This window comes from Asaia sp. Ae19-3, assembly GCF_059801175.1.
In genome coordinates, this window is record NZ_JBCHWF010000001.1 from 418,243 (window position 1) to 436,486 (window position 18,244).

20 protein-coding genes are annotated in these 18,244 nt (G+C 60.1%); 16 read left to right on the forward strand and 4 right to left on the reverse strand.

The window, feature by feature from the left end; translation table 11 throughout:
- The first annotated feature begins 6 nt into the window (after nucleotides 1-6).
- From AAID99_RS01720 to thiD, 15 genes are all read left to right on the forward strand, one after another.
- A complete protein-coding gene (locus AAID99_RS01720; RefSeq protein WP_498492935.1) occupies nucleotides 7-756 on the forward strand; it encodes a YebC/PmpR family DNA-binding transcriptional regulator in 750 nt (249 codons plus the stop codon).
- On the forward strand, nucleotides 753-1,259 hold the full coding sequence (ruvC, locus tag AAID99_RS01725) for a crossover junction endodeoxyribonuclease RuvC (RefSeq protein ID WP_025823960.1): 507 nt from the start codon (nucleotides 753-755) through the stop codon (nucleotides 1,257-1,259). The genes AAID99_RS01720 and ruvC overlap by 4 nt, the downstream gene beginning before the upstream one ends.
- Entirely contained in the window at nucleotides 1,256-1,861 is a 606-nt protein-coding gene (ruvA, locus tag AAID99_RS01730) for a Holliday junction branch migration protein RuvA (RefSeq protein WP_498492937.1), read from the forward strand. Before ruvC ends, ruvA begins: the two co-directional genes overlap by 4 nt.
- Before the next feature lie 88 nt (nucleotides 1,862-1,949).
- The gene (gene ruvB / locus AAID99_RS01735; RefSeq protein ID WP_408860515.1) at nucleotides 1,950-3,008 is read left to right on the forward strand and encodes a Holliday junction branch migration DNA helicase RuvB; all 1,059 of its coding nucleotides are present in this window, start codon (nucleotides 1,950-1,952) and stop codon (nucleotides 3,006-3,008) included.
- The gene (ybgC, locus tag AAID99_RS01740; RefSeq protein WP_188425392.1) at nucleotides 2,995-3,408 is read left to right on the forward strand and encodes a tol-pal system-associated acyl-CoA thioesterase; all 414 of its coding nucleotides are present in this window, start codon (nucleotides 2,995-2,997) and stop codon (nucleotides 3,406-3,408) included. The genes ruvB and ybgC overlap by 14 nt, the downstream gene beginning before the upstream one ends.
- Before the next feature lie 146 nt (nucleotides 3,409-3,554).
- The gene (gene tolQ / locus AAID99_RS01745; protein ID WP_371869809.1) at nucleotides 3,555-4,223 is read left to right on the forward strand and encodes a protein TolQ; all 669 of its coding nucleotides are present in this window, start codon (nucleotides 3,555-3,557) and stop codon (nucleotides 4,221-4,223) included.
- 5 nt (nucleotides 4,224-4,228) lie between these two features.
- Nucleotides 4,229-4,663, forward strand: a complete 435-nt coding sequence (tolR, locus tag AAID99_RS01750) for a protein TolR (protein ID WP_188425012.1) — start codon at nucleotides 4,229-4,231, stop codon at nucleotides 4,661-4,663.
- A gap of 17 nt (nucleotides 4,664-4,680) precedes the next feature.
- Nucleotides 4,681-5,676, forward strand: a complete 996-nt coding sequence (gene tolA, locus AAID99_RS01755) for a cell envelope integrity protein TolA (protein ID WP_188425014.1) — start codon at nucleotides 4,681-4,683, stop codon at nucleotides 5,674-5,676.
- A 29-nt stretch (nucleotides 5,677-5,705) separates the two neighbouring features.
- Nucleotides 5,706-7,064, forward strand: coding sequence for a Tol-Pal system beta propeller repeat protein TolB (tolB, locus tag AAID99_RS01760; protein WP_371869811.1), 1,359 nt, complete (start codon nucleotides 5,706-5,708; stop codon nucleotides 7,062-7,064).
- A gap of 266 nt (nucleotides 7,065-7,330) precedes the next feature.
- Entirely contained in the window at nucleotides 7,331-7,807 is a 477-nt protein-coding gene (gene pal / locus AAID99_RS01765) for a peptidoglycan-associated lipoprotein Pal (RefSeq protein WP_188425016.1), read from the forward strand.
- A 233-nt stretch (nucleotides 7,808-8,040) separates the two neighbouring features.
- The gene (locus AAID99_RS01770) at nucleotides 8,041-8,895 is read left to right on the forward strand and encodes a tol-pal system YbgF family protein (protein WP_498492941.1); all 855 of its coding nucleotides are present in this window, start codon (nucleotides 8,041-8,043) and stop codon (nucleotides 8,893-8,895) included.
- Nucleotides 8,896-8,936: 41 nt separating this feature from the next.
- Nucleotides 8,937-10,148, forward strand: coding sequence for a tRNA lysidine(34) synthetase TilS (gene tilS / locus AAID99_RS01775; RefSeq protein WP_498492943.1), 1,212 nt, complete (start codon nucleotides 8,937-8,939; stop codon nucleotides 10,146-10,148).
- Nucleotides 10,149-10,292: 144 nt separating this feature from the next.
- Entirely contained in the window at nucleotides 10,293-12,215 is a 1,923-nt protein-coding gene (gene ftsH, locus AAID99_RS01780) for an ATP-dependent zinc metalloprotease FtsH (protein WP_188425027.1), read from the forward strand.
- A 115-nt stretch (nucleotides 12,216-12,330) separates the two neighbouring features.
- The gene (glmM, locus tag AAID99_RS01785) at nucleotides 12,331-13,698 is read left to right on the forward strand and encodes a phosphoglucosamine mutase (RefSeq protein WP_188425029.1); all 1,368 of its coding nucleotides are present in this window, start codon (nucleotides 12,331-12,333) and stop codon (nucleotides 13,696-13,698) included.
- A complete protein-coding gene (gene thiD / locus AAID99_RS01790) occupies nucleotides 13,698-14,492 on the forward strand; it encodes a bifunctional hydroxymethylpyrimidine kinase/phosphomethylpyrimidine kinase (protein ID WP_498492946.1) in 795 nt (264 codons plus the stop codon). Before glmM ends, thiD begins: the two co-directional genes overlap by 1 nt.
- Here the strand turns inward: thiD and AAID99_RS01795 are convergent.
- Nucleotides 14,477-15,220, reverse strand: a complete 744-nt coding sequence (locus AAID99_RS01795; protein ID WP_188425033.1) for a response regulator transcription factor — start codon at nucleotides 15,218-15,220, stop codon at nucleotides 14,477-14,479. The two genes, thiD and AAID99_RS01795, sit on opposite strands and share 16 nt — an antisense overlap.
- A gap of 485 nt (nucleotides 15,221-15,705) precedes the next feature.
- Here AAID99_RS01795 and AAID99_RS01800 point away from each other — a divergent pair, with 485 nt between their 5' ends.
- Nucleotides 15,706-16,011: a hypothetical protein gene (locus tag AAID99_RS01800; RefSeq protein WP_188425035.1), complete on the forward strand. Its 306-nt coding sequence runs from the start codon at nucleotides 15,706-15,708 to the stop codon at nucleotides 16,009-16,011.
- Between the two features lie 55 nt (nucleotides 16,012-16,066).
- Here AAID99_RS01800 and AAID99_RS01805 read toward each other — a convergent pair whose 3' ends face one another.
- Genes AAID99_RS01805 through AAID99_RS01815 form a run of 3 tightly spaced genes read right to left on the reverse strand, consistent with a single transcriptional unit; the run spans nucleotide 16,067 to nucleotide 18,223 of the window.
- The gene (locus tag AAID99_RS01805) at nucleotides 16,067-16,483 is read right to left on the reverse strand and encodes a hypothetical protein (RefSeq protein WP_498492949.1); all 417 of its coding nucleotides are present in this window, start codon (nucleotides 16,481-16,483) and stop codon (nucleotides 16,067-16,069) included.
- A gap of 19 nt (nucleotides 16,484-16,502) precedes the next feature.
- Complete coding sequence (locus AAID99_RS01810; protein ID WP_188425040.1) at nucleotides 16,503-16,982, reverse strand: hypothetical protein; 480 nt, start codon at nucleotides 16,980-16,982, stop codon at nucleotides 16,503-16,505.
- Complete coding sequence (locus tag AAID99_RS01815) at nucleotides 16,982-18,223, reverse strand: aminopeptidase (RefSeq protein ID WP_188425042.1); 1,242 nt, start codon at nucleotides 18,221-18,223, stop codon at nucleotides 16,982-16,984. The genes AAID99_RS01810 and AAID99_RS01815 overlap by 1 nt, the downstream gene beginning before the upstream one ends.
- Nucleotides 18,224-18,244 lie beyond the last annotated feature (21 nt).

The window sequence follows — 18,244 nt, forward strand, 5'->3', positions numbered from 1 at the left end:
GTTCTGATGGCCGGTCATTCGCAATTCAAGAACATCATGCACCGCAAAGGTGCGCAGGACGCGAAGCGCGCCAAGCAGTTTGCGAAGATCCTGCGTGAAATCACGGTGGCGGCCCGTTCGGGTCTGCCTGACCCCACCTCCAATCCCCGTCTGCGTGCTGCCATGATTGCGGCGCGTGAAGCCAACATGCCCAAGGACAATGTCGAGCGCGCTATCAAGAAAGCCAGCGGTGCCGGCGGTGGCGAGGATTATGTGGAAGTGCGCTATGAGGGCTATGGCCCGGCTGGCGTCGCCGTGATTGTCGAAGGCCTCACCGATAACCGCAACCGCACCGCCAGCGAAGTACGCGCCGCTTTCTCTAAGCATGGCGGGTCTATGGGCGAGAGCAACTCGGTGTCGTTCATGTTCCAGCGTCTGGGCGTCGTGACCTATCCGATCGCCGCCGCGTCTGAAGAAGACATGCTGGAGGCCGCCATCGAGGCGGGTGCCGATAATGCCGAGCTGACAGCAGACGGACATGAGATCACCTGCGCCATGGAAAACCTCTTTGCCGTGCGTGACGCGCTCGAGGCGCGTTTTGGTGAACCCAGCTCGGCCAAGCTCGACTGGCGCCCTGAAAATACGGTGACTCTGGATGAGGAAAAGGCGCGCTCGGTCCTGAAGCTGATCGACGTGCTTGAAGACAATGACGACATCCAGGCCGTCTATGCCAATTTCGATATTCCCGACGACGTCGCCCAGGCACTGGCTGCTTGATCCGACTTCTCGGGATTGACCCCGGCCTGCGCTTCATGGGCTGGGGTCTGATCGATGTTGAAGGTAATCGCCTTCAACATGTGGCCTCAGGCGTTATCGCAACCGACGGGGCTGAATCGGTGCCGCTGCGCCTGTGCGAATTGCACGGCGCCTTGCAGAAGCTGATACGTGACTATCAGCCTGCCGAAGCTGCCGTTGAAGAAACCTATGTCAATCGTAACGGCTCCTCGACACTCAAGCTTGGCTATGCACGCGGCGTCGCCTTGCTGACCCCCGCCTATGAAGGCCTGCCTGTTGCCGAATATGGGGCGATGATGGTCAAGAAGTCGGTTGTGGGCACGGGCGCTGCGACGAAGGAGCAGGTCACGATGATGGTCAAGCGCCTTCTGCCCGGTGCGGTAATCCACAAGGCCGATGCTTCAGATGCTCTCGCAGTGGCAATCTGTCATGCACATCATCGAGAGACCTCGCGTCTCGTTCAGGCCGGAAAGCGCATGGCATGATCGGACTTCTGACCGGCATTATTGTCAGCACGGAAACGGATCGCTGCATTCTTGATGTGAACGGGGTGGGCTATCTCGTTTCTGCCTCCAGCCGAACGCTTGCCAATCTGCCTTCCGCCCCCGAGAAGACACGTCTTCTGATCGAGACCGTGGTGCGTGAGGATGCCATCCAGCTCTTCGGGTTTCTGGCCTCGGAAGAACAGGAGTGGTTTCGTCTGCTCACGACGGTGCAGGGGGTAGGGGCCAAGGTGGCGCTTGCCATCCTCTCCGTTTCGACGCCGGGAGATCTCGTTCTGTCCATCAGTGCGGGAGACAAGGCGATGCTGACCAGAGCGGCAGGCGTCGGGGCACGTCTGGCCGAACGCATCGTGACCGAACTCAAGAGCAAGGTGGGCAAGATGCCCGGCGGCGGCGGCGCCCCATTGGGGAAGGTTGCTGGGTCTGCGGTCGGGAGCGTCGAGGTGGATGCCCTGCAGGCTCTGGCCGGTCTGGGGTTCCGTCGTGCCGAGGCATGGCCCGTTCTCAGCCGTATTCTGGTTGACCATGAGGGGGCGAGTCTCGACAAGGTCATCCGGCTGGCTCTGAAGGATCTGGCCCGATGAGCCCGACAGGAAGGTCTGAGCAGCTCCGGAAGGGTTCAGGTAAGCGTTCAACCACACGGTCAGGCCAGGGAGCGGGCGGAGCAGGATCATGAGTGAAACAGATCGCGGTGCCCTGAACCCCGAGCGCCGCATGGATGACAGTGATCACGGGCTGCGTCCGCAGACACTGGAAGATTTCACGGGGCAACGCGCGAGTTGCGAAAACCTGTCCGTCTTCATTCAGGCGGCCCGCAGCCGCGGCGAGGCGCTTGATCATGTGTTGCTTCACGGTCCGCCAGGACTGGGCAAGACGACGCTTGCGCAGATCGTGGCGCGCGAACTCGGGGTGGGGTTTCGGGCGACATCGGGGCCGGTCATCCAGCGCGCGGGCGATCTTGCGGCTATCCTGACCAATCTGCAGCCCAATGACGTGCTGTTCATTGATGAAATTCATCGGCTGCAGCCTGCGATCGAGGAAGTGCTCTATCCCGCGATGGAGGATTTCCAGCTTGATCTGATTATCGGCGAGGGACCGGCGGCGCGCTCCGTGCGTATCGATCTCGCGCCCTTCACGCTCGTTGCTGCGACGACACGCGCAGGCCTGCTTGCAACGCCCCTTCGCGATCGCTTTGGCATTCCGCTGCGTCTCGTTTTCTACACGCCCGAGGAACTGCGTTCGATCGTCTCCCGTGGCGCCACAAAGCTCGGCATGAACCTGACCGAAGAAGGCGCAGAGGAAATCGCCATGCGCTCGCGTGGCACACCCCGTATTGCCGGTCGGCTGCTACGCCGTGTTCGTGATTTTGCTGCGGTAGGCGCGCCGGAGGGGCGGGCGATTACACGCCCGATGGCCGATGCTGCGCTGTCACGTCTGGAAGTCGATTCGGTTGGGCTGGATGCGATGGATCGCCGGTATCTGCTGCGTATCGCCGAGCATCATCATGGTGGGCCGGTTGGTGTCGAAACCCTGGCTGCGGCGCTGGCCGAAGCACGGGACACGCTTGAAGATGTCATCGAGCCCTATCTGATCCAGGAAGGGCTCGTGCTGCGTACCTCAAGAGGGCGCATGCTCGGTGAGCGTGGCTGGGCCCATCTGGGCATGAAGGCGCCTGCCTCGGCCAGCGCTGCCCAGTTCGATCTGCTGAGAGAAAATGATGAAGGCGCATAAGACCGGTTTTCGCGTTTACTACGAAGACACGGATGCAGGCGGAATCGTCTATCACGCGCGTTACCTCGCCTTTGCCGAGCGGGCGCGCACCGAGGCGTTGCGGATGGCCGGAACGCCTGTTTCTGCCCTCCAGGAAGAAACAGGTCTGGTCTTTGTCGTAACGAAGCTGGGCATAGAGTATCACCAGCCCCTGCGTCTGGATGACTGGGCCGAGATCACAACTACAATTGATACGGTAGGGGCCGCACGTTGCCAGTTGCGTCAGATCGTGACGTGTGGCGACATGCGTGCCGCCACGCTGACAGTCGAGCTGGCATGCATCATGCAGAATTCCGGGCGGCCCGCCCGAATTCCGCCGCGATGGCGTGCTTCCCTGCAGGCGTTATCGAACCAGAGCTGAGGATCGGCGGGAACGATTGCGCGTAACGATTCGGGATAGGCGCCGGTATCGCTTGCACTGTATAGGCGTGACGCAGAACGAAGCCTCAGGAGGTTTTTTTGGATCGAGCGGTAAATGCGGCTGACCTAGGGGCCGCCGCTTCTGGTTTGTCACCGTTGGACTTGTTCCTTCATGCGTCCATCGTGGTGCAGCTGGTCATGCTGGGGCTGATCTTGTGCAGCGCCTTTGTCTGGGCCGTGATCATCGAGAAGATCATTCTGATGCGTCGCGTCAATCGCGAAGCGACGGAATTCGAGGACCGCTTCTGGTCCGGTGGCAGCCTTGAGGATCTTTACGATTCCGACGGCGCCAAGCCGCTTCATCCGATGGCTGCCGTATTTGGCGCAGCCATGGGCGAATGGCGTCGTTCGGCGCGTATCACCGGCATCGATCTTGCACGCGGTGGCGTACGCGACCGCGTGGATCGCGCCATCAACATCACCGTCACGCGTGAAATGGATCGCCTCAGCCGTCGTGTCGTCGCCCTTGCCACCATCGGCCCTGTAGCGCCGTTCGTTGGTCTGTTCGGCACGGTCTGGGGCATCATGCATGCCTTCGGCTCGATTGCCGCCATGCACAACACCAATCTGTCGGTTGTGGCGCCGGGTATTTCCGAAGCGCTTTTCGCGACAGCCATTGGTCTCGTGACCGCCATTCCGGCCTATGTCGCCTATAACGTGACAAGCAGCGCGCTCGACCACTTCGCCGAGCGTATGGATGCATTCGGCACCGAGTTCGCGGCGATCCTGTCGCGCCAGTCGGAAGAGCGGAGCTAAGACCGATGGGCATGTCTGCAGGGGGCGGCCCCGCGCGCGGCCGCAGGCGACGCCCGGCGTCGGAAATCAACGTGACCCCGCTTGTGGACGTCATGCTGGTGCTGCTTATCATCTTCATGGTGACAGCCCCCATGATGACGAGCGGCGTCAATGTGGATCTGCCCAAGACCGATGCGAGCCCGCTCAACGCCGATACGAAGCCGATCACGGTGTCGATCAAGGCTGATGGCAGCATTTTCATGGGTGAAGATCCTGTCTCGGCCGACCAGCTGGTGGCGCAGCTTCAGCAGGCGGCACAGAACGACAAGGAGCATCGCATCTTCGTGCGTGCCGATGCTCATATCAATTACGGTCAGGTGATGGACATCATGGGGAAGATTACCTCGGGTGGCTTCACGCACGTGGCGCTGCTTGCCCAGCAGCCCGCCGCGGGCCAGTAACCAGAGGAGAAGCAGCCTTGCTGCGTCCCCGTCGGTCCGATGTCCGGCGCTTCCGTTATGCTTTGGGAGCGTCGGTTGCAGCGCACGCGCTGTTCATCGGCTTTCTTCTCGTGCGGCTGCCGATGAGCAAGCCGCCCGAGCCCCCCGAACCCCCGCCGATCGAAATGGCTTTCGAGGATTCCGGCCCGCCGGCGACGCCGCACAAGGCTGATACGCCTGCGCCCAAGCCCGCTCCTGCGCCCGCCCCGACGCCCACCGACGCACCTCCGGCGCCCACGCCCCCCACGCCTGAGCCTGTTGAAGAGCCTCAGCCGCCGCCGCCGCCGCCTCAGGCTGTTCCGCCACCGGCAGAGAGCAAGACGCCGCCTTTACCCGACGTGAAAACGCCGGAGAAGATGGTCGACGACTCGGCCGAGCCCATCAAGGCCTCGCCGCCCAAGCCGTCACCGCCATCCGCTTCCAAGCAGGTGGCGCCGCCTTCGCCGCAGACACAGCCTGTCGACAAGCTGCCTGAGACACCGACTTTCTCGCATATCACGCAGCCCAACCCGACGAAGAAGACGCAGGCCGACTCGCATTCGCTGCTCGCGACGCTGGACGCCCTACGTGCAGACCAGAAGCAGACCCATCCGCCAAAGGCACGCGCCAACCCGCAGCAAGGCGGTGCGCCCAATGGTGGTGGTGCCCCCAATGGCGATATCACCAACGCCCTGAGCTCAGCCGAGCAGAAGGCAATCGGCGGGTCCGTGCGGCGCTGCTACTCGGAAGACACCGAAGCACGTAATTATGCCTCATTTACTGCGCATCTTATCGTCACCGTTGATGCGACCGGAGAGGCAAGAATGGCGCGTTTCGCACCCGATACACAGGCGAAGGCAAATGCCGACCCGTCTTATCGGGCGCTGGCCGAGCGGGCACGTGATGCCGTGTTGAGCCCGACCTGTTCGAAACTTCCCATACCTTCAAACCTTCTGGGCAAGACGCACGAACTCAAATTCGTGTTCCGCCCATGATCCTCAAAGAGCGCAAGAGAAGCGAAGTCATGCCAGTCGATATGCCCCTGTTGACCGACGATCAGGCACAGAGCCTTTCCACCCTTTTCTCCCGCCGCTCCCTTCTTGGTGCATCCATTGCTGCAGGCGGCCTGATGGCCACCCCGCTCAGTGCCTTTGCCCAGGCAGCCAGTGCGCCGGGTGAAGCCGAGATTACGGTCGATCAGGCCCGTACGGCACCGATCCCCATCTCGATCCCCTCCTTCGGACCGGGGCTTGGTGAGCAGATCACCAGTGTTGTGTCGGCCGATCTCGATTCGACCGGACTCTTCACTATTCTGCCCGGCTCGTCGGGAACGCCTGATTTTGCAGCTCTCAAGGCGCAGGGCGCCCGCGCCGCCGTGACGGGCAGCGCCGCCGGGTCGAGCAGCACGCGCGTCGAGATGCGTCTGTGGAACGTCCTGACCGGTGAGCAGATCCAGGGTACGGCCTATACGGCATCGGCAGGAAACTGGCGCCGCATCGCCCATACGATTGCTGACGTGATCTACGAGCGCATGCTGGGCGAGAAGGGCTATTTCGACACGCGTCTCGCCTATATCGCCCGTACCGGCCCGCGCCATCATCAGATCACCCGTCTGGCTGTCATGGATCAGGATGGGGCAAACAACCACATCCTGACGTCGGGACAGTGGCTGACCCTGACGCCGCGTTTCAATCCGGTGCGTGACCAGATTGCGTTCATGTCGTACGCGAATAACCGCCCGCGCGTTTATACGTTCGATCTGGGCTCAGGCAGCCAGCGCATGCTGGGTGAGTTCGACGGCATTTCCTTCGCGCCGCGCTTCTCTCCCAATGGTAGCCAGGTCGTTCTGTCGGCCACGCGTGGTGGTGGGTCAGATATCTTCGTTGTCGATCTGGGGTCGGGTGCCAAGCGTCAGATTACCAATTCGGGTGCGATCGACACCAGCCCGTGCTTTAGCCCGGATGGCAGCCAGATCGTGTTCAATTCCGATCGTGGCGGTTCCCCTCAGCTTTACATGATGAGCGCATCGGGCGGCGGGGCACGACGCATTTCCTACGGTCATGGCACTTACGGTTCGCCCGTCTGGTCGCCGCGTGGGGACCAGATTGCGTTTACCCGTCTCAGCGGCGGTCGATTCTCTCTGGGCGTGATGGGCCCCGATGGCTCGGGTGAGCGCATCCTGACAGAGGGCTTCACCGTAGAGAGCCCGACCTTCTGCCCCAATGGCCGCGTGATTGCCTTCTGCCGCCAGTCTGCGGCTGGTGCCGGTGGCGCTGGATTCTCGAGCGGAATCGGAACGATCGACATTACCGGTTTCCACGAGCGTCCGATCCGTACCGAAACCGGTGCATCCGATCCGGCCTGGTCGCCGCTGCAGGGCTGAGTTTCGTGTCCCCGGCGCCGCTTTTTGTGGCGTCGGAGACACTAGTTTCTGAATTTCTCATGAATTCCGCGCGACTTGGCTCGTGACGGTTATCATCCCGCTTGACCACAGTTCTCAGGAATGAGTATGGCCGATCTTGGTCGTCGGGATCGGTGAGGCCCAATGGTTCTGGTAACCAGCAAGCAAAACGGGAACTCCGACCTTCGTAATTAGTTGTCGTCACGCTTCCTGGTCCCGGATGGGGACTATATTCAGGGTTGGCAAAAATGAATTTCAAGCTTCTCGGTGCGCTTGGTCTGGCAGTCGTTCTGGCTGCCTGCTCGGACGAATCAAACAAGGGTGCATCGACCGGTGCAGGCGCAACGGCTCAGGAAACCGGCGCTGCGCCCGGTAGCGAAGCCGATCTGGTCGCCAATGTCGGCGATCGCGTCTTCTTCGACCTGAACCGCAACACGCTCTCCAGCGATGCGCAGGCAACCCTCGACAAGCAGGCAGCATGGCTCGCCCGCTACCCGCAGGTCAGCGTCCAGATCGCCGGCAACTGCGATGACCGCGGCACGGAAGAGTACAACATTGCTCTGGGTCAGCGTCGTGCAAACGCAGCGCGCGACTATCTGGTCGCCAAGGGCGTTGCTCCTTCGCGCATCACGACGATCTCCTACGGTAAGGATCGTCCGACCGCCGATGGTGACGACGAGCAGGCATGGGCTCAGAACCGTAACGGGATCACCTCGGTCAAGTAATCGGTTCGACGCTCGAAAGGGCGTTTCTCCGACCGACGTCTGACGGCGGACCGTCCAGCGCAAGCGGGACGGGGAGAAGTTTCTGTCTCAGGCCTTCAACTGCCTGAGACGGTACCCAGCGAGCAAAGCCTCGAAACCGGCTGGCGCTTATGCGTCAGCCGGTTTTGTTTTATGGTGAATGCAATCTTGCGTGGCATGCTGCCCGCTCCCACGATTTGACTGAAGGATGCGCCATGCGCGGTGCCCGAGTTTCCCGGTTCTTCATCCTCTCGACCGTTTCCCTGCTCTCCGTGCTCGGCGCTTCTGCCGCACAGGCTCAGGTCACGAGCCGCGAAGGCATCGCCCTTCAGAACCAGATCCAGCAGCTCAGCGAACAGCTTCAGCAGGTTCAGTCCAGCGCGCAGAGCGTTCCTGTTTCCGGTGGAGGTGCCGCGTCATCTGTTCCGGCTGGCAGTGGCGATCTGGTTTCGCAGCTCCTGCAGCGTGTCTCGACCCTCGAAAACGAGAATCGGGAAATGCGCGGCGAGCTCGATCAGCTCACGAATCAGGTCCAGACGCAAAACGCGACTCTCACCAAGCAGATTGGTGATATGCAGTTTGCCGCGCAGAATGGCGGCGGCGGCAGTGCACCGGCAGCAGCGCCTGCGGCATCCGACGCGCCAGCCTCGCCCCCCGCAGCCCCTGCCGCAGCCGACAAGCCGGTAACGGCGCTTGAGCTGCTCAAGACCGGGCAGGCAGCGCTCAAGAGCCGCGATTACGCGACAGCGCAAAGTGACGCCAGTCAGGCGCTGAAACTCGCCAAGACACCCAATGGCAAGCTCGAATCGCAGTTCCTTCTCGCTCAGTCTCTCGCCGGTCAAAAGCAGTATCGTGACTCGGCCGTCGCCTATTTCGATGCCTATAACCGCGCACCAAAATCGCCGCGTGCGCCTGAGGCGCTGTTGGGCGTTTCCGCGTCGATGCTGGCGCTCGGAGACAAGAATTCTGCCTGTCAGGCCCTGCAGAAGCTGGACGCTGAATTTCCCTCGGCCACGCCCCGCGTGAAGGCCGCTGTGACAACCTTCAAGGGTCGCGCAAGCTGCCATTGAGAAAAGCTCACCCGGTTGGCGAGAGTGAGTTCGCCAGCCTGATGTCTGTCTTCGGGCCTTTCCTCCCTGATGAGGCCCGCTTTCCCATCGGTATTGCTGTGTCAGGCGGGGCAGATAGTCTGTGCCTTGCCTGGCTGATGCGACGCTGGCGCTATGCGGTCCTGGCGCTGGTTGTCGACCATGGTCTGCGAGACAATTCCGCAGCCGAGGCGGCAGAGACGGCGTCCCGACTGCAGGCGCTCGATATCCCCTCCGTCATTCTCAGGCTCGACTCCGTTATTCGCACGGGGAGCCTGCAGAAAAACGCCCGTATCGCTCGTTATGAGGCGCTCGAGGCGGCCTGCCATTCTCGTGGTATTCTCGATCTGGCGCTGGGCCACCATGAGCGCGACCAGGTCGAGACGTTTCTGCTTCGAGAGGCCCATGGGAGTTCGACCCATGGTCTGGCCGCCATGGCGTTCGCGAGAGAGACGCCGCAATTGCGATACCTCAGACCACTGCTCGAAATCGCGCCGGAACGTCTGAGGGCGACCCTGCGACAGCAAGGGATCCAGTGGGTTGAGGATCCCAGCAATCGCAATCCTGTGTTTGAGCGCGTTCGTATCCGTCTTTCCCTTGATGAATCCGGGCATAGAGCGGCACGGGCCCAGCTTGCTCTTCATGCAGGACAGCGAAACGAGGCCGCTCTGGTGAACGTGGCGGCACTCTCGAAACTGCATGCCGATCCGTTGGGATTTGTGGTCATGGATTCCTTGCCCGGCGATCCAGCCCTTCTCGGGCGAATTTGGCAGAGCGTTTCCGGTGCCGCCTATCCACCGTCTCCTCAGGCTCTTGCCGCGTTGATTGCGGCGCCAAGGCCGGCGACATTGGCGGGCGCGCAGCTCTGCGCTGCCGGGCGGCTGGGTAAAACCTGGCTGTTGGTGAGAGAGCCCGCAGCGATTGCTAGACGTATCGCAGCGCAGTCTGGTGTGACATGGGACGGAAGGTTCACCCTTCGGGGCATGGTGCCAGAGCCGGGGACAGAAATCGCGGCTCTTGGCGCCGAGGCGCGTCACTTTCGAGACCATGCGCTACCGGCAAAAATCCTGAGCGGGCTGCCTGCGCTCTGGATCGGGACACGCTTGATGGCCGTGCCTCAGCTGGATGCTTTTGCTGCGCCTCATTGGGCGAGGCTGCGTTTCTCTTTCAGTCCGGCCACGCCCCTCAGCGATCCCTCATTCTGGCCGGAATACCGCGAAACAGTGAAAACTTGATCGCAAGGGGGTGGGAACATACTGCCGAATGCTTATGTTAGTTCGCAAAGTGTGGTTGCTGCCGGTCCCTGGCAGAGAACCAGGGACTGTCGTGTCATCGTCGAGCAGTCTTCGACCCAAAGTTTGGAAACAATAGAGACAGTGATGAACAATTTCGGCCGTAATCTGGCACTCTGGGTGATCATCATCGTTCTGGCGCTGCTGCTCTTCCTGGCGTTCCAGCCAAGTGGAAGCCAGCACGCCTCCCAGCAACTCGCCTATTCCGATTTCGTCACTGACGTCGATCAGGGTAAGGTGCGTTCGGTAGTGGTTCAGAACCAGAACATCACCGGTACGCTCAAGGATGGCACATCCTTCGAGACCTATGCCCCCGTCGACCCGGGCCTCGTGCCCCGTATGACTGGCAAGGGAGTTGAGGTTGTCGCCAAGCCGCTCGACGCCGATGGCAGCCCCATCCTGCGGGCGGTCACGAGCTGGTTACCGATGATCTTCCTGCTCGGGATTGGCATTCTGTTCTTCCGTCAGATGCAGTCCGGCAGCGGTCGTGCGATGGGGTTCGGCAAGTCCCGGGCCCGTCTGCTGACCGAAAAGCAGGGGCGCGTCACTTTCGATGATGTTGCGGGTATCGATGAGGCGAAGGCTGAGCTCGAGGAAATTGTCGAATTCCTGAAAGATCCCCAGAAGTTCACGCGTCTTGGCGGCAAGATTCCCAAGGGGGCGCTGCTTGTCGGTCCTCCGGGCACAGGCAAGACCCTTCTGGCGCGCGCCATTGCCGGCGAAGCCAACGTGCCGTTCTTCACGATTTCCGGTTCCGACTTTGTCGAGATGTTCGTAGGTGTTGGTGCGTCCCGAGTCCGCGACATGTTCGAGCAGGGCAAGAAATCTGCTCCCTGCATTATCTTCATCGACGAAATCGACGCTGTGGGCCGTCATCGTGGCGCTGGTCTCGGCGGCGGTAACGACGAGCGCGAGCAGACCCTCAACCAGATGCTGGTCGAGATGGATGGCTTTGAGAGCAATGAAGGTGTGATCCTGATTGCCGCCACCAACCGCCCGGACGTGCTTGACCCCGCGCTGCTGCGTCCCGGCCGCTTCGATCGTCAGGTTGTGGTGCCTAACCCGGACGTCTCTGGTCGCGAGAAGATCCTGCGTGTGCATATGCGCAAGGTGCCGCTTGCCTCTGACGTCGATCCCAAGGTCATCGCGCGCGGTACGCCTGGTTTCTCGGGTGCCGATCTGTCGAACCTTGTGAACGAAGCGGCGCTGCTTGCTGCCCGTCTCGGCAAGCGTACGGTCGCCATGCTCGAGTTCGAGAATGCCAAGGACAAGGTGCTCATGGGTGCCGAGCGCCGCTCGCTGGTGATGAGCGATTCAGAGAAGCGTAATACGGCCTATCACGAAGGTGGACACGCCATCTGCGCGATCCTGACTCCGGGTTGCGATCCTGTGCACAAGGCAACAATCATTCCGCGTGGTCGTGCGCTTGGCATGGTCATGAGCCTACCGGAGGGCGATCGCTATTCGAAGAGCAAGGCTCAGTGCAAGGCTGATCTAGTTCTGGCGATGGGCGGTCGTGTTGCTGAAGAGCTCATTTTCGGTGCCGAGAATGTCTGCACGGGCGCTTCGGGCGATATCAAGATGGCAACCAATCTGGCGCGCCGCATGGTTACCGAATGGGGCATGAGCGACAAGCTCGGCATGATTGCCTATGGCGATAACGGGCAGGAAGTGTTCCTCGGGCATTCGGTAACGCAGAATAAGAATGTCTCTGAACAGACGGCGCGTGAAATCGACCGTGAGGTGAAGGAACTCGTCGACGAAGCCTATCGCCGGGCTCATGCCCTGCTGCTGGAGCACATCGATGATCTGCATCGTCTCGCGAATGCGTTGCTCGAGTTTGAAACCCTCTCGGGTGACGAGGTCGGCAAGGTTATTCGTGGTGAGCCAGTGGAGCGCGCGGCTGTCGATGATTCCGCCCCGGATAACCGCCGCGCCTCGGTGCCGACGGTGAAGCCAGAACCTGTCGGTGAAACCGACGCCCTTGATCCTTCACCTCAGGCAGGGTGAGCCAAGATCAGGACTGAGAGAGAAATGGGGGGCGAGAGCCCCCCTTTTTTCGTAATACAGGCTATGCTTGAAGAAGGTCGTTTCACGACACGGACAAGTGGGAAGAAGGACTGTCATGAATAAAGAGCGCAAGGCAGAGCGTAAGCTGTTCGGCACAGATGGTATTCGGGGGACGGCCAATAGCTTTCCGATGACGGTTGATGTGGCGCTGCGTCTCGGTCAGGCCGCAGGGCTCTACTTTCGTCGCGGTGCCCATCGCCATAGTGTCGTTTTGGGCAAGGATACGCGGCTTTCGGGTTACATGATCGAAAGCGCTCTGGTCTCGGGATTCCTCTCTGCCGGGATGGACGTCATTCTCGTCGGTCCTCTGCCGACACCTGCGATTGCCATGCTGACCCGCTCGCTGCGCGCCGATTTGGGCGTGATGATCTCAGCGTCGCATAATCCGTTCGGCGATAACGGCATCAAGCTTTTCGGCCCTGATGGTTTTAAGCTGTCTGACGAGGTCGAGGCAGAAATCGAAGATCTCATGGACCAGGATCTGACAGCCCAGATGGCGCCGCCGGAAGAAGTGGGGCGTGCCTCGCGGCTGAATGATGCTGCCGGTCGCTACATCGAGGCAGCCAAGGCTTCTTTCCCGAAAGGGTCACGACTCGAAGGTCTGCGTATCGTGCTGGATTGCGCCAATGGCGCTGCCTACCGCGTGGCGCCTACGGCCCTTTGGGAACTAGGGGCTGAGGTCATCAAGATCGGCTGTGAGCCGAACGGGGTGAACATCAACGCAAAATGCGGCTCCACCTGTCCGGAACCCCTGCGCGAGGCGGTGATTGCTCATAAGGCGCATCTTGGCATCGCGCTCGATGGTGATGCCGATCGCGTCATTATTGTCGATGAAAAAGGACAGATCGTCGATGGCGATCAGATCCTCGGCCTGATTACCCTGTTCCTGCAGAAAAGCGACCGTCTCGGCAGTAATGATGCAGTTGCCACGATCATGTCCAATCTCGGTCTTGAAAAAAAGCTGGCCGAGCATGGCGTGACTCTTCATCGCACAGCGGTGGGCGATCGATACGTCGTCGAGAAAATGCGTGAGCGTGGAATCAAGCTTGGTGGCGAGCAATCGGGACACATGATCCTGTCCGATTTCGCGACAACGGGTGATGGGCTCATCGCAGCCCTTCAGGTGCTTGCTGTCCTCGTTGAGGAGGGGCGCCCCGCAAGCGAGATCCTGCGTGTTTTCGAGCCCTATCCGCAATTGCTGCGCAATGTCCGCTATCAGGGTGGCGATCCACTTCAGACCGAAATCCTTGCCGAGGCACGACGTGCGGCAGAGGCGCGGCTTGGCACGCAGGGGCGTCTTGTCCTGCGTAAAAGCGGTACCGAGCCGCTGATTCGCGTGATGGTGGAGGCAGAAGATCCGGCTCTGGTTGAAGAGATCGTCTCTTCGATCTGCGATGCGGTCCAGAAGGCGGTTGCGGTCTGATGAAGGGCCGGGTGCTGATCGTTGCCGGAAGCGACTCTGGTGGTGGCGCGGGGATTCAGGCCGATATCAAGACGGTCAGTGCCTTTGGGGGCTTCGCAACGACGGCGATCACAGCTGTCACCGCGCAGAATACATGCGGGGTGAATGCGATCGCCTATCTGTCGCCTGGCATGGTGGCCGATCAGATGAGGGCGGTGCTTGAGGATATCGGGGCTGATGTCATAAAGCTCGGCATGCTGGGTAATGCCGAGATCATGGAGGCGGTGTGCGATACGCTTGCGCGCTATCCTTCCATACCCTGCGTGATCGATCCGGTGATGGTCGCAACCAGCGGGGCGCGGCTGATGACTGAAGACGGCGAGGCTGCATTCCGACGTCTCTACGCCCATTGCTTCATGTTGACGCCCAATCTGCCTGAACTCGAAGTTCTGAGCGGACATTCGCTCTCGACGTCACAGGAGATGAGAGAGGCTGCAAGCGAGGTCATGAAAAGTCAGGATATTGCGTGGATCCTCGCAAAAGGCGGGCATCTGCCAGGAGAGGACGTGATCGATATCCTGCTTTCAAAGCAGCACGAACGGCAGTTTTGGGACCGGAAGATCGACACGCTGCATACGCATGGGACAGGTTGCACCCTGGCGAGTGCTATTGCCGTGTGCCTTGCCCAGGGCGAGGGCGTAGAGCGGGCGGTGGAGCGCAGCAGGGCTTATGTCCGCCATGCAATCCTGCAGGCACCACCTTTTGGAAAAGGAAGCGCCCGGCCGATGAATCATATGCATCAGAAGGAAGGCTGAAGGGACGATACCGTCAGTTTGTTCTGTTCCGTCGTTGCGTCAGGCAAAAGCGGTTTGCTGTCGTCGCGTAGCACATAGCCACGCCCCCAGACTGTGCCGATCAGATGCCCGGCGCCAAACTGCTGCAGTTTTCTGCGCAATTTGCAGATGAAGACATCGATGATCTTCATCTCCGGTTCATCAATGCCTCCGTAAAGATGGTTCAGAAAAGCATCCTTCGTAAGAACATTGCCCCTGCGCAATACGAGAAGCTCAAGGATGGCATATTCCTTGCCTGTAAGCTGCACGGGGTTGCCATCGACAGAAGCGCTCTTGGCATTCAGGTCGAGCGAGAGGGGGCCGACCGTCATGACCGTGGTGCTGAAGCCGCGCGAGCGGCGCAAGACCGCCTGAAGACGAGCCAGAAGCTCCTCTGAATCGAAGGGCTTCGTGATGTAGTCATCAGCCCCGGCGTGAAACGCTTTTATTTTGGCTTGCGCCCGGCTTAGTCCACTCAGAACAATAATCGGCGTCTGTATTTGGGTTTTTCGAACGCGCCTGATGACTTCGTATCCTTCGAGGTCTTCGAGAGTCAGTTCGGTCAGGGCAAGATCGTAATCGTAATGGCGGAGCATATCGATTGCTTCATGCCCTGTATGAGCATGATCAACAGTAATGCCGCCCTGTTTGAGGGTTTTGATCAGCGCATGAGCCGCAGCTTGATCGCTTTCCACAAGAAGGAGGCGCATCTCATCAATCTCCTGGGTTGATGATGGTTTGGTACTACCTAAGGTTGCTGTCGGCAAGCAAAATACTTTCTTTCACTGAAAACATTTCCTCGAATTAGTAACGAGTTTTTAACGTATTGATCCTAAGGTTTTCTTGTGGATACACAAGTCTACATCAAAAAAATCAGATTTTCTGAATGAGTTACGCTATCTCATACCTTGTGTTTATCGCATAGTTGCGGCGAGAGTTGACGTTCTTTAACACCAGCTTCTGGTATTCCCCTTAGGTACCCCAGGGTTCGGTGATCAATACTCGTATAGGTTGTATTGATATAAAGTTATCAGAAAGCAAACCAAAGTCGAGGATAGGGCGAAGGGACGATGCCCTCCAATCTTTTTTGGATTTTTTCGCGACTGAAATTCGGTCAATACTAGGTATGGATTGTGAACCGAGAGTAGGCGCCGTGCGGCTCAAGCAAAACACGCAAATACAAAGGTGGCATGAGATGCTTGATCGTGCCCAAGCACTTATTGAAGTTTTGCGGCGGGAAACGGGCGTTCGTCTCACGCGAAGAAACGCGGAGGCGAAGATCGTCAGTGCCGAGCGTGCCATACTCATGTCTAATGACGGTGATCAGGCTGTAGAGGGGTTCGTCAGCTGGTTACCAAAGGCAAGAAGCGCCATTGAAAAGGCGCGCAGCGCCGAGCGCGAAGTCGCGATCGACGTGGCTGTGGCCTATCATGTGTTCATGCTTGCCAAGGGGGATCAAAGCGAGATTAGCGAGCGCAGTGAGAGTTGTGAAAAGAAATGACTGTCTCGCGGCGACTTATCGGCCTTATGTGCTGCCCGGGATCGCCATCAAGGTATTATAGGCGGCGCTCAGCCTCGATGGCGCTCCAGGGGCGAATGCCGATTATAACGCAGGCTACCGGGTGCGTGCGATCACGCACAAAAGAGAGATAGGTTTCGCCATCATCTGAGAAGAGATCGGTTCGGGCGCTCATCGTTGCGCTGACCGCACCTGGCGTCTGCTTGCTGAGAGTGGCTGCGGCGTGGCTCAGGAGGCGCCAAGCTGCAGCCTCGACCGCCTCAATCAGGCGTTCCGGTGCTGCCTTTTCGCGCCCGAACCGTTCGGCAAGGCAATCCCAGTCCTGTCGGGTGACAAAAGCGGGAATACCTCCGGATGGGGTTTCCCGCTCGGCACGGCAAAGGAGCCCTGCCTGGGCCAGCTCAAGAATGTCGGTGGCGGGCAAGGTGGCTGGGTCGAGCGCAAATTCTTGCATTGGCAGATCGACTCCAGTCTCAGTTCTGTCCGGGCGGTGTGCCCATCGCCTGCATGAGCGCGGTAACCTGCTCCGGATGCGCGTGGAACAGGGCAACGTTGCCAGCGTTCGGCGCGGGCAGACCGGCGGGCAGCGCCTGTCCGTTTGTCGCCGCCAACGTCATGCCGAACGCCGTCATGCCCATGGTGAAGCTCTCGGGTGTGAAGCCATGGGCGCTCAGGATCGCTGGTACACCGGGGGTTGCTGCAATCTGACCAATTGTCTGCTGCAGTGAGAGCTGTGTCGAGTTGGGCGGGCGAATATTGGCCGCCTGAAGCGCCTGCAGGGTTTCGGCGGCGCGTGGCAAGAAGTCGGCCGGTAGCGGATAACGCAGCCCCGCCTCGATATCCTGCTTCATGACAGGAGAGAGGGTTTGCTGCTGTGCACTCTGGGCAAAGGCCGATGGGGTGAGTGTCCCCAGGATGCCGAGGGCGGCGGCTATTGCGACGATTCTGGTCATCAGACCCATTCCCCCTTTCGCATGAGTGGCGTGCGTGCGCCGTCCTGATGAACGCCATCGAGATCGATTTCGTTCGAACCGATCATCCAGTCGATGTGAATCATGCTCGTATTGGCACCGCGTCTTGCCAGTTCTTCCGGCGTCGCCCCTTCGGTATCAAACAGGCACTTCGTATAGGCCTGACCCAAGGCGATATGGCTCGACGCGTTCTCGTCAAACAGGGTGTTACGAAACAGGATGCCCGTATCCGAGATGGGGGATGCGTGGGGAACGAGCGCCACTTCGCCCAGTCGTGCTGCACCGTCATCGGTTTCTAGAATACGTCTCAGGGCGTCTTCGCCCTTGGCGGCGTGAGACTCGATGATCCGTCCATCGGCAAAGGTCACGCGGATATCGTCGATGAGCGTACCCTGATGAAAAAGCGGCTTCGTGCTGGCGACATGGCCACTCACACGATGGCTATGGGGCGTTGTGAAGACTTCTTCTGTCGGGATGTTCGGATTGCATTCTATGCCGTTGGTGGTGTGCTCTGCGCCACCAGCCCAGGCATGGCCATCGGCCAGCCCCACCAGCAGATCGGTACCCGGACCGGTGAAGTGTAAAGAGTCGAAACGACGTTCATTCAGCATCGCGGCCTTCGCGTGAAGCGTCGCATTATGCTGTTTCCAAGCAATAACCGGGTCGGGCGTGTCGAGGCGGGATGAGGCAAAGATCGCATCCCACAGACGTGCCTGAGCCTGGTCCGGGGAGAGATCGGGAAAGACCTGCGCCGCCCAGTTGGCCGTGGCATAGGCTACGATGGTCCAGTTGGTATCGAAGCGGGTGATGATTTCCATCGCCTCGCGATTCGCATGCGATGCGGCGCGGCTGGCGCGTGAGACTCTTTTGGGATCCTGACCGTTCAGCAGGGTCGGGTTGGCCCCCGTAACGGCCAGGCGGGCCGCGCCCTCGCGATAGGCGCGGGCGATACCGTCCGCCATCCAGGCGGCACTTGTGTCGAGGCTTTCATCTGACGCAAAGCGATAGCGGGCGAGGGTTGTCTCGTCATCGCTGTACTGCGTCGTGACGAGGCTCGCCCCGGCGCGATAGGCGTGTTCGGTCAGGCGCCGCACCAGTGGCACGGCTTCGAGCGGGGCTGAAATGACCAGCTCCTGTCCGGGCTGAAGATTGAGGCCGATTCTGATCGCAACCTCGCCGAGTCTGTCGAGACGTTCGGCGAAGGGCAGGGTGGTTTCAGACATCAGTTTTCTCCTGGCGGGCAA

Excerpts from the sequence above, each read along its gene's own strand:
- AAID99_RS01720 (WP_498492935.1), top strand. The coding sequence starts at position 7 with ATGGCCGGTCATTCGCAATTCAAGAACATCATGCACCGCAAAGGTGCG.
- ruvA (WP_498492937.1), top strand. The coding sequence starts at position 1,256 with ATGATCGGACTTCTGACCGGCATTATTGTCAGCACGGAAACGGATCGC.
- ruvB (WP_408860515.1), top strand. The coding sequence starts at position 1,950 with ATGAGTGAAACAGATCGCGGTGCCCTGAACCCCGAGCGCCGCATGGAT.
- ybgC (WP_188425392.1), top strand. The coding sequence starts at position 2,995 with ATGAAGGCGCATAAGACCGGTTTTCGCGTTTACTACGAAGACACGGAT.
- tolR (WP_188425012.1), top strand. The coding sequence starts at position 4,229 with ATGGGCATGTCTGCAGGGGGCGGCCCCGCGCGCGGCCGCAGGCGACGC.
- tolB (WP_371869811.1), top strand. The coding sequence starts at position 5,706 with ATGCCAGTCGATATGCCCCTGTTGACCGACGATCAGGCACAGAGCCTT.
- pal (WP_188425016.1), top strand. The coding sequence starts at position 7,331 with ATGAATTTCAAGCTTCTCGGTGCGCTTGGTCTGGCAGTCGTTCTGGCT.
- AAID99_RS01770 (WP_498492941.1), top strand. The coding sequence starts at position 8,041 with ATGCGCGGTGCCCGAGTTTCCCGGTTCTTCATCCTCTCGACCGTTTCC.
- tilS (WP_498492943.1), top strand. The coding sequence starts at position 8,937 with ATGTCTGTCTTCGGGCCTTTCCTCCCTGATGAGGCCCGCTTTCCCATC.
- ftsH (WP_188425027.1), top strand. The coding sequence starts at position 10,293 with ATGAACAATTTCGGCCGTAATCTGGCACTCTGGGTGATCATCATCGTT.
- glmM (WP_188425029.1), top strand. The coding sequence starts at position 12,331 with ATGAATAAAGAGCGCAAGGCAGAGCGTAAGCTGTTCGGCACAGATGGT.
- thiD (WP_498492946.1), top strand. The coding sequence starts at position 13,698 with ATGAAGGGCCGGGTGCTGATCGTTGCCGGAAGCGACTCTGGTGGTGGC.
- AAID99_RS01795 (WP_188425033.1), bottom strand. The coding sequence starts at position 15,220 with ATGCGCCTCCTTCTTGTGGAAAGCGATCAAGCTGCGGCTCATGCGCTG.
- AAID99_RS01800 (WP_188425035.1), top strand. The coding sequence starts at position 15,706 with ATGCTTGATCGTGCCCAAGCACTTATTGAAGTTTTGCGGCGGGAAACG.
- AAID99_RS01805 (WP_498492949.1), bottom strand. The coding sequence starts at position 16,483 with ATGCAAGAATTTGCGCTCGACCCAGCCACCTTGCCCGCCACCGACATT.
- AAID99_RS01810 (WP_188425040.1), bottom strand. The coding sequence starts at position 16,982 with ATGACCAGAATCGTCGCAATAGCCGCCGCCCTCGGCATCCTGGGGACA.
- AAID99_RS01815 (WP_188425042.1), bottom strand. The coding sequence starts at position 18,223 with ATGTCTGAAACCACCCTGCCCTTCGCCGAACGTCTCGACAGACTCGGC.